At 73.8% G+C, this 13962-nt stretch carries 6 protein-coding genes; 3 read left to right on the top strand and 3 right to left on the bottom strand.

Features of this window, described 5'->3' with window-relative positions; all coding sequences use genetic code 11:
* Window positions 1-258: 258 nt before the first annotated feature.
* The gene (locus tag WME98_RS43340) at window positions 259-2370 is read left to right on the top strand and encodes an IPT/TIG domain-containing protein (RefSeq protein WP_437947496.1); all 2112 of its coding nucleotides are present in this window, start codon (window positions 259-261) and stop codon (window positions 2368-2370) included.
* Window positions 2370-4412 (top strand): IgGFc-binding protein, encoded by a 2043-nt coding sequence (locus WME98_RS43335; protein ID WP_437947495.1) that lies wholly within the window; start codon window positions 2370-2372, stop codon window positions 4410-4412. The genes WME98_RS43340 and WME98_RS43335 overlap by 1 nt, the downstream gene beginning before the upstream one ends.
* A gap of 36 nt (window positions 4413-4448) precedes the next feature.
* On the opposite strand, the gene mutS is transcribed toward WME98_RS43335, so the two are convergent.
* The 3 genes from mutS to WME98_RS43320 all read right to left on the bottom strand — a co-directional run bounded on the left by mutS (window position 4449) and on the right by WME98_RS43320 (window position 11897).
* A complete protein-coding gene (mutS, locus tag WME98_RS43330) occupies window positions 4449-7151 on the bottom strand; it encodes a DNA mismatch repair protein MutS (protein WP_437947494.1) in 2703 nt (900 codons plus the stop codon).
* A gap of 130 nt (window positions 7152-7281) precedes the next feature.
* Entirely contained in the window at window positions 7282-10167 is a 2886-nt protein-coding gene (locus tag WME98_RS43325; protein ID WP_437947493.1) for a hypothetical protein, read from the bottom strand.
* Window positions 10164-11897: a hypothetical protein gene (locus WME98_RS43320; RefSeq protein WP_437947492.1), complete on the bottom strand. Its 1734-nt coding sequence runs from the start codon at window positions 11895-11897 to the stop codon at window positions 10164-10166. Before WME98_RS43320 ends, WME98_RS43325 begins: the two co-directional genes overlap by 4 nt.
* A gap of 668 nt (window positions 11898-12565) precedes the next feature.
* Here WME98_RS43320 and WME98_RS43315 point away from each other — a divergent pair.
* The gene (locus WME98_RS43315) at window positions 12566-13873 is read left to right on the top strand and encodes a PP2C family protein-serine/threonine phosphatase (protein ID WP_437947491.1); all 1308 of its coding nucleotides are present in this window, start codon (window positions 12566-12568) and stop codon (window positions 13871-13873) included.
* The last annotated feature ends 89 nt before the right edge of the window (window positions 13874-13962 follow it).

The following is a 13962-nucleotide window of genomic DNA, read 5'->3' as shown; positions in this document are numbered from 1 at the left end:
ATTTTCAAGTATTTATGCAAGGTTGCGCGGGGTTATCGAGCCGTCGGAGTTGTCGGGGTTATCAGAGCGAGCGCGCCGCGACGTTCGGCGAGCACGCTCGCGGCGTTCGGCGAGCGCGCCCGCGCGTCGCCTCGCCCCGCCCCGCATGATTCCGACGCGGCCGTGCTGCGCGGGCGAGACCGCGCGCGGCACGAAAACGCTGCGCCGCGGGCCGCGGTGCGCCGTGTCCCGGCATCCACGATGGCGTACACTCGGCGCGTGCGAACCGCGTCACGACGCTTCCTTCCTGCACGCTTCGCCCCGATCTGCGCAGGCCTCGCGGTCGTCTCCGCCTGCATCGCCACGGCCCCGAGCGGCATCCGCCGGCAGACCGACGGCGACGGGGGCGGCGGCGGCGACTTCGGGGTGGATCCGCAGACCACGTCCTCGTCGGCCAGCACCGGGCTCCCGGACGCGGATCCGCACGCCCTGCTCGGCGCGGACCCGACGCACGGCCCGTTCAACGGGGGCCAGCGCGTCCTGCTCCACGGAAACGGCTTCAGCTCCAAGGTCCGCGTCTGGTTCGGCGACGTCGAGGTCGATCCGTCCGCGATCGTGCCCATCGATCCCAGCCGGGTCCAGGTGGTGGCGCCGCCGGGCGCGGCCGGGCCGGTGGAGCTCGCGGCGCAGAACGGCGACGACGCCTCGACCCGACGATCGCTGCCGGGCGGCTACGTCTACGACGCGCTCTATGCGTCGCCGTCGAGCGGGCCCATCTCGGGCGGCACGGCGATCGAGCTCATCGGGCAAGGCACGCGCTGGGACGCGACGACCGTCGCCAGGATCGGTCAGAAGCCCTGCACGTCGCTCGCCGTCCTCGGGCCGACCCGGCTCGCCTGCACCGTGCCCCAGGGCACGCCCGGCGCGAAGACGATCTCGGTGACGACCGGCGACGAGACGATCCTCGTGCTCGACGGCTACACCTACGAGGACAGCCAGAACGGCTACAAGGGCGGGCTCAGCGGCGGCCCCCTCGCCGGTCGGCTCAAGGTCCTCGTCTACAACAACTTCACCGGCGACCCGATCCCGGGCGCGCGCGTGGTCGTGGGCAGCAGCCTCTCGTCCGCGCTGCTCGGCGAGGCCGACGCGTCCGGCGTCGCCGTGTTCGAGGACGCCTCGCTCGACGCCCCGCGGACCGTCACCGTCGCCGCGACGTGCCACAGCCCGATCTCGTTCGCCTCCGTGCCGGTCGACACGGTGACCGTGTACCTCGACCCGGTGCTCACGCCCGCCTGCGGCGCCTCCGGCGATCCGCCCCCGCCCGTCGGCGGCAAGGTGGGCAGCGCGGCCGTGCTCGACGGCGAGCTCGTCTGGGACACGGCGCTGGACCCCGGGGCCGCCGCGTGGGGCAACATCCCGAGCCCGCAGCGCGAGACCGAGCGCAAGGCGGCGTACGTGTTCACGACGGGGGCCGACCCGCTCGCGACCTTCCAGCTGCCGCCCGAGTACCAGGCGATCACCCCGGACACGCCGGGAGAGCTCGGGCACGGGTTCACGATGTACCTCGCGCCCGGCAACCGCTCGATCTACGCGCTCGCGGGCGTCGAGGATCGATCGACGACCCCGCCCCGCTTCACCGCGTACGCGATGGGGATCGTCCGCGGGATCCCGCTGCTGCCGAACCGGGTGACGACGGACGTGTTCGTGCGGATCGATCAGCCGCTCGATCACGCCCTCACGATGGAGGTCACCGCGCCCGCGAAGGGGCCGAAGGGGCCGGATCGGATCAAGGCGAACGTGTCCTTGATGATCGGCAACGACGGGTTCGCCACGCTGCCCGCCGGCTCCCAGAGCCCGCTGATCCCGTTCGACGGGCGGCTGTCGTTCGTGGGCGTCCCGCCGCTCAACCGCGATCTGCTCGGCGCGAGCTATCACTCGTCGGCGCGCGCCGTCACCGGCCAGGCCGGGCTCGCGCCGCTGTCCGTCGTCGGCCGCGCGCTCTCGACCACCACGAGCGCGCCGGTGCGCATCGGCGATTTCGTGGGCGTTCCGACCCTGGAGACGCCGGCGCAGAACGGCGCCTGGGACGGCGCGCACCTCGCGACGTCGTTCGCCGCAGGCGCGCCCGTCGACCTCAGCGTCTACGACATCGCGAGCGGCAGCGGCCTCATCCGGTGGACGGTGGCCGTGCCCGCCGGATCGCACGCCGTCGAGCTGCCCGACATCCGGCAGCTCGGGCTCGATCACGGCGCGCTGCCGCCGGGGCCGGTCACCATCGGCGTGTACGGGGCGCGGATCGACGGCTTCGATTACGGCAAGCTCGTCTACCGGCAGCTCACGCCGCAAGGGATGTCGGCGTACTCCCTCGACAGCTTCAGCGCACACCTGTGATGAGCGAGCCGCCCCCCCCGACGCGATCACGCAGGTCACGCCGCCGCGCCCGCCCGCGGCGCGCGGCGGCCGCCGCCCTCCTCGCCGCCGCGGCGCTCGCGCTCGCGCCGAGCTGCTTCGACAGCGGCCTCCGGTGGGGCGAGGTCCCGGACGATCCGCCGCCGCCCCCGCCGTGCACGGCCGGCGAGATGCGGTGCGGCGCGGAGCTCTCGCGCTGCGAGGAGACCGCGGCCGGGCCGGCGTGGGTGACGCTCGAGGACTGCGCCGCGCAGGGGCTCGTGTGCGCGTCGATCGACCTCGGGTGCAGGGCGTGCGTGCCCGGCGTGACGTCGTGCCGAGGGCAGGACGTCGTGACGTGCGCGCCGGACGGCAGCTTCGGCGGCGTGCTCGAGACGTGCGATCCGGACGCCGGCGAGGCGTGCCGCGGCGGCGGCTGCCTCCACCTCTGCGCGGCCGCCGAGGTCGAGCGGAGCAACGTGGGGTGCGAGTACTGGGCGGTCGATCTGGACAACGCGCTGATCGACGCGACCAGCAACGCGGCGGCGCAGCAGTTCGCGGTGGTGATCTCGAACCCGCAGCCGGACGTGCCCAACGAGGTCCACATCTTCCAGGACGACGGCGCGCCGGGCGATCCGCCCGCCCCCGTGGAGATCGCGAGCGCGCTGATCGCGCCGCTCTATCTCCAGGTGTTCAAGCTCGGGCCGCGCGAGGTCGATGGCAGCCCGGAGGGTGAGTACAACGCGGGCACGCACACGGCGCTCACGCGGCACGCGTACAAGATCACCTCGAAATTTCCCGTCGTCGCCTACCAGTTCAACCCGCTGGAGAACGTCAACGTGTTCTCCAACGACGCCTCGCTCCTGAAGCCGCGCGAGGCGCTGACGTACAGCCCGGGCGCGCTGTCGACGGCGTACGTGGTCGCCGGGTGGCCGCAGACCATCGCGAGCACGGACGATCCGGACACGAACTTCGATCCGCTGAACCCGACCGATCTGCGGGCGTTCTTGACCATCGTCGGGACGCGCGAGGACACCACGGTGCAGGTGAAGACGACGGCGAAGATCGTCGGCGGCGGGCCGGTCCCGGAGACGCCGGCGGGCGGGTCGATCGAGGTCAAGCTCGGCGCGTTCGACGTGCTCAACCTGGAGACCGGCGGGTTCAACGAGGACTTCACCGGCTCGGTCATCAAGGCCGACCAGCCGATCGCGGTCTTCACCGGCGGCGAGGCCTCGGACGCGCCCCACTTCCCGAAGCTCGCGGATCGGCGCTGCTGCGCCGATCACCTGGAGGACCAGCTCGACCCGATCCGCGCGACCGGCAAGCGCTTCGCCGTGCCGCACACGCCGAACCGGTCGCAGACGGTGAAGCAGGCAGGCGCGCAGATCGAGGTCGTGCCCGAGCCGGAGTTCGTCAGGATCATGGCCGTGAGCAGCAAGGGCGCCGCGATCACGACGACGCTGCCGCCGCCGGACGACCGGATCACGCTGTCGTCGCAGGGCCAGTTCCACGAGGTGATGGCGTGGGGCGACTTCGTGATCGACAGCTCCGAGCCGGTCATCGTGTCGCAGATCATGGCCAGCCAGAACGCGACCGGGGTGCGGCAGGGGCTGCCGGGCGGAGACCCGAGCCTCGTGATCCTGCCGCCGATCGAGCAGTTCCGGCAGGACTACGTGTTCCTGACGCCGGACAAATACGCGTTCGACTTCATCTCCGTGATCGCGCCGCCGTCCGCCGTCGTGCGGCTCGACGGCGTCGCGCTCGGTCCGGAGGAGTGCGAGATCGCGCCCGCGGACGGGCTCACCGACGAGCAGCGCGGGGGCCGCACGCCGCCGTTCGTCGTCTACCGCTGCCAGCTGAGCTTCGCGTCGATCGATCCGACGCTGCCGGCGCCGGACAACGTCCGGCCCGGGCGGCAGCGCGACGGCGTGCACCGGATCGCGGCCTCCGCGCCCGTGGGGCTGCTCGTCACGGGGTTCGACTCGTTCGTGAGCTACGCGTACGCGGGCGGCACCGAGCTCCGGGAGATCGCGGCGCCGGACTGACGCGCGGCGCCGCCGCGGGCCGACCTGGCGCGGCGGTCATTTGCCGGCGCCGCCGAGCAGCCCCTTCAGCTTCGCCACGAGGCGGAGCGCGTCGAGCGGCGCGAGCCGATCGACGTCCACGGAGCGGAGGGTCTCGAGGACGGCCGCCTGCTCCGGCGTCACGGCGGCCTGCGCCGGGACGAACAGGTCGAGCTGCGCGGCGCCGCCGCGCGTGCGGCCGCGGAGCGAGGCGTGCTTGCCGCCCGGCAGCGCGGCGCCCGACTCCAGGGTCGCGAGGATCGCGCGGGCGCGCGCGAGCACGCCCTCGGGCACGCCCGCGAGCCGCGCGACCGCCACGCCGTAGCTGCGGCTCGCGGGGCCAGGCTCGAGCTTGTGCAGGAAGATCACGTCGTCGCCGTGCTCGCGCGCGGCGACCGAGTAGTTCGCGATGCCCGGCGCGCGCGCCGAGAGCTCGGTCAGCTCGTGGTAGTGCGTCGCGAACAGGGCGCGGCAGCCGATGGCATCGAACAGGTGCTCGGCCACCGCCCAGGCGATCGCGAGGCCGTCGTAGGTGCTGGTGCCGCGGCCGATCTCGTCGAGGATCACCAGCGAGCGCCGCGTGGCGTCGCGGAGGATCTCGGCCGTCTCCCGCATCTCGACCATGAACGTGCTCTCGCCCCGCGCGACGTTGTCGCTCGCGCCCACGCGCGAGAGGATCCGGTCGACGAGGCCGATCTCGGCCTCGCGCGCCGGCACGTAGCTGCCCATCTGCGCGAGCACCACGATCAGCGCGACCTGGCGCATGAGCGTCGACTTGCCGGCCATGTTGGGGCCCGTGATCAGCCAGAGCCGCTCGCCCGAGAGATCGAGGCGGGTGTCGTTCGGCACGAAGTGCCCCGCGGCCGCGTAGCGCTCGACCACGGGGTGGCGGCCGTCGCGGATCGCGATCGCCTCGCCGGCCGTGACGTGCGGCCGCACGTAGTCGTTGCGGTGAGCGACGTCGGCGAGGGCGGCGGCCACGTCCCACGCCGCGAGCCTGCGCGCGAGGGCGCGGAGGCGGCCCTCGCTCTTCGCCACGAGGCCCCGCAGCCGATCGAAGAGCGAAGCCTCGCGCTCCAGCGCGCGCGCCCCGGCGTGCTCGATCTTGTCGGCGAGCTCGTCGAGCTCGTCGCTCGTGTAGCGCTCGCCGGTCGCGACGGTCTGCTTGCGGCGGAAGCTGTCCGGGACCTTGGCGACGTGCGCGCGCGTCACCTCGATGTACCAGCCGAAGACGCGCGTGTACTTGACCCGGAGCGACGGCGCGCCCGTCTGCGAGCGCAGCTTCGCCTCGAGCGCGAGGATGAGCTCGGTCGCGTTCTTCTCGACGGCGCGCGCCTCGTCGAGCTCCTTGTCGTAGCCCTCGCGGAAGATGCCGCCCTCGCGCGCGTTCGGCGGCGGCCGCTCGATCAGCGCGGCGGTGAGCTCGGCGCAGACGTCGGCGGCGACGTCCACGGCCGCCGCCTCGGCGAGCAACGGCGCCGCGCCGCCGTCGCCGAGATCGGGGATCGACCGGACCGCGGCGACCGCCGCCGGGGCCGCCGCGAGGCCGTCGCGCAGGCAGCCGAGGTCGCGCGGCGTGGCCTCGCCGAGGAGCGCGCGGACGCTGAGGCGCTCGAGGTCGCCGACGCCGCCGAGCGCCTCGCGCAGCTCGCCGCGGGCGCGCGGGTTCGCGACGAAGAGCTCGACCTCGTCGAGGCGGCGGCGGATGGCCGCGACGTCGGCGAGCGGCGTGAGCAGGCGGCGGCGCAGGAGCCGGGCGCCGCCCGGGGTGACCGAGCAGTCGACGACGTCGAGCAGCGTGCCGCGGCGGCCGCCGTCGGCGGCCCGCGCGAGCTCCAGGTGCGCCTGGGCCGTCTCGTCGATGCGCAGCGTGCCCGAGGTGTCGTGCGGGGCGATGCGCCGCACCGGGATGCGCGCGCCGGGGCTGCAGCGACGCGCGAAGCGCAGCGCCCGCGCCGCCGCGCGCACCGCCGGGAGCGGGTGCTCGGCCAGCGCCGCGGCCGAGATCGGCTCGATCGCGGCGTCGTCGAGGATCGACGCGACGTCGGCGCTGTCGAGCTCGTCGTCGTCGCGCAGCGCCGCGCGGCAGGAGAGCGAGGTCGCGGCCGCGCGGATGTCCGGCAGATCCCGGGCGATCAGCGCCTCGCGCGGATCCGCCCGGGAGAGCTCCGCGAGGAGCGTCGCGGCGTCCGGGACCGAGGTGGCCGAGAGCTCGCCCGTCGAGAGATCGAGCAGCGAGAGGCCGTACGGCCCGCTCGCCGCGCCGGCCTCGCCGGCCTCGCCCCGCCGCGCGCCGCCGCCGTCGACAGCCGCGAGGTAGTGGTTGGCGCGCGCGTCGAGCTGCTCGGTGTCGGTCACGAGCCCCGGCGTGACGACGCGCACCACCTGCCGCGGCACGAGCCCCTTGATCTTCGACGGGTCCCCGCACTGCTCGCAGATCGCCACCTTGTGGCCGAGCGCGAGGAGCCGCGCGATGTACCCGTGCGCCGCGTGGTGCGGGACGCCGGCCATGGGGACCTCCTCGGGCTCCCCCTTGTTGCGGCTCGTGAGCGTCAGGTTCAGCGCGCGCGACACGAGGACCGCGTCGTCGTTGAACATCTCGTAGAAGTCGCCCATCCGGAAGAAGAGGATCGCGTCCGGGTGGAGCGCCTTCGCGTCCTCGTACTGGCGCATCACCGGCGTGAGCTTCTTCCTGGCCGCGGGCTGCTCGGACAGTTGCATCGCCGGGGTTTTAACCGCGACGCCCGGTGAGGTCTACGCGGGACTCGCGCGTTTGCAGCGCGCTTATCCCGCGGTTTTCGTGGAAAACTCGGCGGAGAAACCGGAATGGCGCGCGGGCTCGGCGACCGGCTCAGTGGAACTGGCGCACGACCTCGGCGCCGTTTCCGCCGAGCAGGATCAGGCCCTCGAACGAGCCGTCGGTGACGGCGATCTCCCCGGTCGCCGGGACGGGCCGGATGGCCTGGGGCTGGAGCTCCACCTTATTCCTGACGAGGTCGATGAAGAGGGGGTTGAACGCGCCCTGGGTGGTGAAGCGGAACTGCATGTCCTGCTCGGGCACGCCGCCCGTGATGGCGAAGCGGAACATCGGGTTGACGAACGCGCCCGGCGCGCCGTCGGTCACCCGCCCGTCGACGAGCGTGTGCGCGACGCGCCCGTTGAGCCGCGCGAGGCGCGCGTCGCACGAGTTGCGGCACCTGCCCGTCTCGGGATCCGCGATCACGTGGTGCAGGAAGCCGGTCGCGTTGCTCCGGACCACCCACTGGCGCGCCGGGCGGACGTCGAGCTGCACCTCGCCGGGGAAGCAGCACGCCGCGAACGCGACCTCGTCGACGGCGGGATCGCGCGACTCGAGCGCGAGGTGGTCCTCGTAGGCCTCGGCGACGCGGAGCCCCGGGCGCGACGTGATGACGCTGCCGTACTTCGCGTTGCAGCTCTCGAACGAGCACACGGCCGGATCGACCTCGTCCCAGTAGCCGGCGTCCTCGCCGGGGAGCTCGGACGTGATCTGCACGAAGTCGGCGAGCTCGGCGGCCTGCGCGTCGGCCTCGCCCTCGGGGGCGCCGGCGGCGAGCAGCTGCTCCCTGACGCTGGCCCGGCTCTGCACGCCGCGGCGGCAGAAGCGGGCGTCGCCGCTCCTCACGGCGCCCTCGTCGAAGTGGACGAAGGTCCGCGTGAAGCCGGGGAGCGTCCCCTCGAAGGTGACGGTCCACGCCTCGTTGACGAGGTGCACGCGGGGGTCCTCGAGGTTCATCGCCAGGGCGTGCTGCGGCTCGCCGGACCTCAGCACGAGCCCCTGCTCGTCGAGCGCGCTCTCGCCGGCGTCGGCCGACGCGATCGCCTCGCGCTGGGCGCCCACCGCGAGCGCGAGCGGCGGCGCCTCCGGCTCGGGCGGGAGCGTGGCGCGCATCTTCGGGCTCTCCGCGGAGAGCTGCACGACCGTGCCGAGGCGATCGTAGAGGATCGGCAGGCTTTGCACGCCGGGCTCGAGGACGCCGGCGGCGTCGTCCGTCGCGACGTAGGCCTCCGAGCGGAGCGCGTGCGGGAGGACGACGTTGCAGGAGACCTCGCCGCTCGTCTTGAGCGGATCGCCGCCGGCAGGCGCCCCGGCGCAGCCCGCGCGGGCGCTCTGCTGCTCGGGCCCGCGGCAGGCCGCGTCGAGGTCGTCGACGTCGACGACCGCGACCTGGCCGTTCGTGAGCGCGAGGTAGGCGAACGAGCCGCGGAGCTTGAGCGGGCCGGCGCCGGCGTCGCGGCCCGGCGACGTGCGGTACAGCGTCTCGAGGTCGCACGAGGCGACGTTGATGTCGCACTGCTTGAGGCCCGGATCGGGATCGCACCGGAGGCCCTCCGGCGCCACGCCGGTCGCGGGGAGGATGGCGGGGGCGTCGCGATGGATGATCGCGAGATCGCGGACCGGCGCGGTCAGCCGGATGCGGTCGGGGGGCTGGAACGGGTTCCACTCCGGATGGGGGCGCGCGAGCGGCGACCGGCTGGACGCGCCGTCGCTCACGTCGAAGACCATGACGCTGCCGTCGCCCGCGTCGACCGCGTAGAGGTAGCGGCGGAAGTCGGGCGGCAGCGCCTGGCTCACCGCGATGCGGCTCGTCGTGACGACGCGCGCGGGGTCGAGCGTCGACGCGGGCAGGAGCGGGGGCAGCTCGGCCGGCGCGCAGGGCGTCGGGAGGTGGACGACGTGGATCACCGGCGCGTCGAGATCGCCGATGAACAGCCGGTCGCCCGCGAGCGCGAGCCCCGCGGGCCGGGGCGACGCGATCGCCTGCGCGGGGGTCGCCGGGGTCTCCGGCTGGACGCACGCGGCGGGGCCGTCCGGCGCCTCGTCGGGCGCCGGGGCGGGCGGCGAGAGGGGCAGCGAGACGTCGAGGGGGACCCACCGCTCCACCTCACACGGCGCGAATCCGCCCTCCTGGTACCGCTCGTCCTGGAGGAGCGTCTGCGCGTCGATCACGGCGAAGCCGCCGAGCTCGGGCATGCTCACGAGGAGCTTCTGCCGGCCGAGCCCCTCCTGGCTCAGGTCGCCGCCCCCGCCGCCGCAGGCGTCGGCGGCCGCCTCGACCTCCTCGGGGCTCGCCGGCTCGACGTCGTAGGCGCCCGAGCACGAGGCCCGCAGCTTGCCGTCGGGAGCCGGCGGATCGGAGGCGAGCAGCACCTCGCCTGGCGGCGAAGGGAGCGAGCACGCAGGCCACGAGGTGAGCGACGGGACCGGACAGCCGGTGCGCGGCACCACCTTCGCCGACGGGAGCGCGAAGATGCCGGAGCGCCCCGGCTCGGCGACGGCGACGAACGACGCGGTGCCGCCCGGCGTCGCGATGATGTCGACGGGCTGGGCGCCGACCGGGAGGAAGCTCGCGCCGGGCGTGCCCGTGTCCTGATCGAGGATCGGCGCGCTCTCGGTGGTCAGGTCGATGACCGCGATCTCGCCGCGCAGCGTCTGCGTCACGAGGGCGTAGAGGTGCGGCAGCGTGGCCTTGCCCCCGCTGGCCGCGTCGACGCCGAAGTCACTGGGCGACTTGGCCGTGCGGTCGCCGCAGTCGGTGATCGGCAGCGAGCGCACCACGCCCGGCGCGTTCGGATCCGGCCGGTCGACGGCGAGGCAGACGAAGGCGCTCTGGCCGGACTGGGACAGCGCCTCGACGGCGACGGGCTCGGGGTCCTCGGCGCACCCGGCGAGCGCCAGGACGGAGGCAGGGGCGATGACCGCGGCGCGCAGCTTCATTGGGACTCCCGGGGCGGGACCGGCGTGCCCACCGTGAGGATCATCGATGGGGGCATGGTCTTGCGCAGGTCGAGGTCGACGACGCCGAGGTACGAGTCGGTAAAATGCGCGATGTACATGAGGGAATAGGGTTCGCAGCCGTCGCTGCCCGGCGCGCAGTCGCAGCGCTCCTTCTCGTCGCCGCAGGCGTAGCCCGTGTCGAACGCGAGCGCCTGCGGCCCGCGCCCGGTGGTGATGACGGCGTCGACCTTGCGCGCTTCCGGGTCGTAGGAGAAGACGCGCCCCGCGTCGAACGCGGCCGCGAAGACCCGCCGGTGGCGCTGGTTGTCCGCCCCGATCACCTCGCCCACCTCGACCCGCGACGGGTAGGCGGCGAGCGGCGCGGCGTCGCCGATCTCGACCCTCTCGTACGCCGATGCCCACCGCTCCTCGGGCCTCTCGGGATCGGCCGACGCGTTCTCGACCAGGGTCGTGATCACCTTCCCGATGAGCAGCGAGTTCGGGAAGCGGTGCGCCACGTACAACTCGAGCGGGATCTCCGTGCACCGCGCGAGGCACGCGTAGTCGGCGTCCCCGCAGCCCGCCTCGCACGCCTGCCGCTCGTGCGCGTCGATCGCGACGCCGCGGGAGTCGGTGCCGTTCGCGAGCGCGGTGATCTGGGTGGCGTTCGACTGGGAGAGGAGCGCCGCCGCGCCCTCGGACGCTTCCCGGTAGCGGATGAGGTCGAGCTGCGGCGACGCGATGTACGTGAGCGCGAACGCGGGCTGGTAGTCGATCTCCTGGTCGGCCGCCTTCAGCTGGGTGATGAGGCGCGGGCGCGGCACGGCCGCGAGCTCCGTGGGGCCGAGGGCGAGATCCGTGAGGACCGCGGCCAGCTGCGGCCTCTTCCCCCTATCCCACGGGTTCACGATGACGCTCGCGGTGTCCTCCGTCTGGTGCGAGACGACGACGCTCGTCCCGTCCGGGCCGGCGGCGATGCCGAACGGCTCGAGCGGCAGCTTGCGCCGGAGGAGCTCCTGGCCCGGATCCTCGCCGATGCGGTGGTCTCGGCCGCAGCGCCCCCCCGCCTCGGCCGCGCCGCAGTCCAGCTGAAAGCAGGCGTCCCCGCTGCAGCGCTGCGCGTCGGGGGCGTCGAGCCGATCGTCGGCGACGTCGAAGAAGGTCACCGACGGGTCGCCGCGGACGGGCACGAACAGCCGCGCCTTGGGCGCGTCCGCGTCGCCGCCGGCGGCGTCGCCGAGGAGCGGCCGGTGCACGAGGAGGATGTTCGACGCGAACGCGCCGATGACGGCCGAGCTCCGCACGACCTCCTCGTCGCCCTGGAGGGAGGAGAGATCGAGCGGCGCGCACGGCCCCGGGTAGAGCAGCGGCGCAGGGTTGGCGCCGAGGCCCACGGCCCCGCACGCCGCGCTCACGGTGACGCCGTCGCCCGCTTCGGCCGGCGCGAGCGACGCCTGGAGCGCGAGCGCCCGCTTGCGCAGCCGCTGGAGATCCAGCGCCTGGACCGTGCCGCCGTTGTACTGGAGATCGAAGTCCGAGTTCGCCACGTAGAGGACCCGGCCGCCCGGGGACGCCGCCAGGCCGGTCGGGAAATAGAGCCCTTTGCCCGGCGGCGGGAGCCCCTCGCTGTCGACGAAGCAGCCGGCACCCCCGAGCCCGCCCAAGATCGAGGCCGCGAGGCCCACGCCGACGATGCGAGGTGTCTGGAGAAGTGCGCGGCCGAGCTTCATGCGGGCGCGGAGACTAGTCAGCGGCACGAGCACTGGCAACCCGCTCCACGAGTTCGTTTGCGGCGGACGCGCGCGGCGCACGCCGGCGCGAGCGTCGGCGCGCGAAGCCGGCCCCCGAGAGCGCGCGGCGCCGAGCGGCAGCGCGACGTCCCGCGCGCGGGCCCGTTCCGTAACGAGCGGGCCCTCCCCGCGCGATCACGGCGCGCCCTCGAGCGCTGGGCCCTCTCCGTAGGAGCGCCGCGGCGCCCCTCTCGTCTTCCCAGGGCGCGGGCGAGGCGGGCCGTGCGCCGCGCGGCCTCGCCGCGGCCTCCGCGGGCGTCTCGGCGAACAAGGACCGAGGCGCTCGCTCCTCCGGTGGCCGCGGGGCGTGCCGCGACGCAGCACGCCCCGCGGCCGGCGCCGGCGAGCGCACACAGCGTGGAGGCGCCGCCGCCCGCGAGGTGTGCTGTGGCGCCCGCCCGCCAGAGCGCGCCCGGCGACAGGACGCAACGTCGCCCTCCTGCGCCGATTGGTACCCAAGGTGCGCCCTTCCGGCGCGGGCTCCGCTGCCGAGGCCGGGGCAAGATCGATCGCCGTCGTCCGTCCCCCTGCATGTTGATCTCGGAGACGCGGCGCGCCTTTGCTACGTTGGTCGCCGGGACATGGCCGATCTCGCAGCCGCCCTTGTCATGGGAATCGCCCTTCTCGGGCTGATCTATTGGTATTTTCGTTCGAACAACGGCGACCGGGCACGGCCGCGCGCGGCGACGACGCCGTCGCACGGTGGCCCAGGAGCCGAGGCCCTCGATGAGGGGGAGGCAGATCTCGAAGGCTCAACCGGCGCAGCAGGCCCGCAGGAAGGCGTGCCCGCGGGCGAGAGCTCTCACGCGAAGACCACGGGTGGACACGGCCGCGCGGAGCGCGTCTCGGGCGCCGACTGGAAACGTGCGAACGGGCCGGCGCGCCGCGACGACGACGATGACGCCTTCGACGACGACGACGACGACCTGACGCTGATCACGCTGGCGCCGCCGGAGGTGCTGCAGAGCACGATCAAGCGCCCGAGCGCGCCGTCGTACGGCGGCGACGACGACGACGACGACGATGACGACGAGGAGCACGAGCGCGAGGAACCCTCCGCCGTCCCGATCATCTACGACGACGAGGCGGCCGTGGACGAGCCGACGAGCTCGTCGCCGCTCCTGCTCATCAGCGCCGTCGGCCAGACGGATCCCGGCCAAAAGCGCAAGAAGAATGAGGACTGCTACCTCTGCCTTGACGAGCACTACCTGTTCGCCGTGGCGGACGGCATGGGCGGCCACGCGGGCGGCGACGTCGCCAGCCGCCTCGCGGTCGACACGATCGCGCGGGCGTTCAAGGACCCGTCGTTCTTGGACAACGACGCCGAGAGCCCCTACCCCGACGTCCCCCGCCGCGGCAGCGAGCTCGCCGTGGCGATCCAGCGGGCGAACCAGGCCATCTACGAGCGCGCCCACGCCGAGCGGAGCCTCACCGGCATGGGCACGACCCTCGTCAGCGCCCGGTTCTCGCCCAACAAGCAGCGCCTCTACATCGGCCACGTGGGCGACAGCCGCTGTTATCGCCTCCGCGACAACGAGCTGACGCAGCTCACCACCGATCACACGATGGGCGCCGCGGGGATCACCGGGCCGATGGCCAACCACCTGAGCCGGGCGATCGGGATCTCCCCCGCGGTCAAGGTCGATCTGATCATCGCTCGCCCGCACCCCGGCGACGTCTACCTCCTCTGCTCCGACGGCCTGTCGAAGATGACGACGCACGAGGCCATCCGCGACATCCTCCTCGCCGAGCCCGATCCCGAGAAGGCATCGCAGGCGCTCATCGAGAAGGCGAACGCGGGCGGCGGCCGCGACAACATCACCGTCATCCTCGTCCGGGTCAGCGACCCCAAGGATCTCGCGCGGCTCGCCTCGCGGGCCGGCGCGGGCGCCGGCGCCGGCGCCGGCGCGGGCTGATCGCCCGGCGGCCTCTCCCCCTCTCTCGTCTTCCCCTCCCTCGTCCTCTCCCCCTCCCTCGTCTTCTCCCCCTCCCATCGACATCGACC

The organism is Sorangium sp. So ce296 (assembly GCF_051529605.1).
Classification (GTDB): domain Bacteria; phylum Myxococcota_A; class Polyangia; order Polyangiales; family Polyangiaceae; genus Sorangium; species Sorangium cellulosum_D.
The sequence above is the reverse complement of the archived record's forward strand: the minus strand, read 5'-3'. Positions and strand labels throughout refer to the sequence as shown.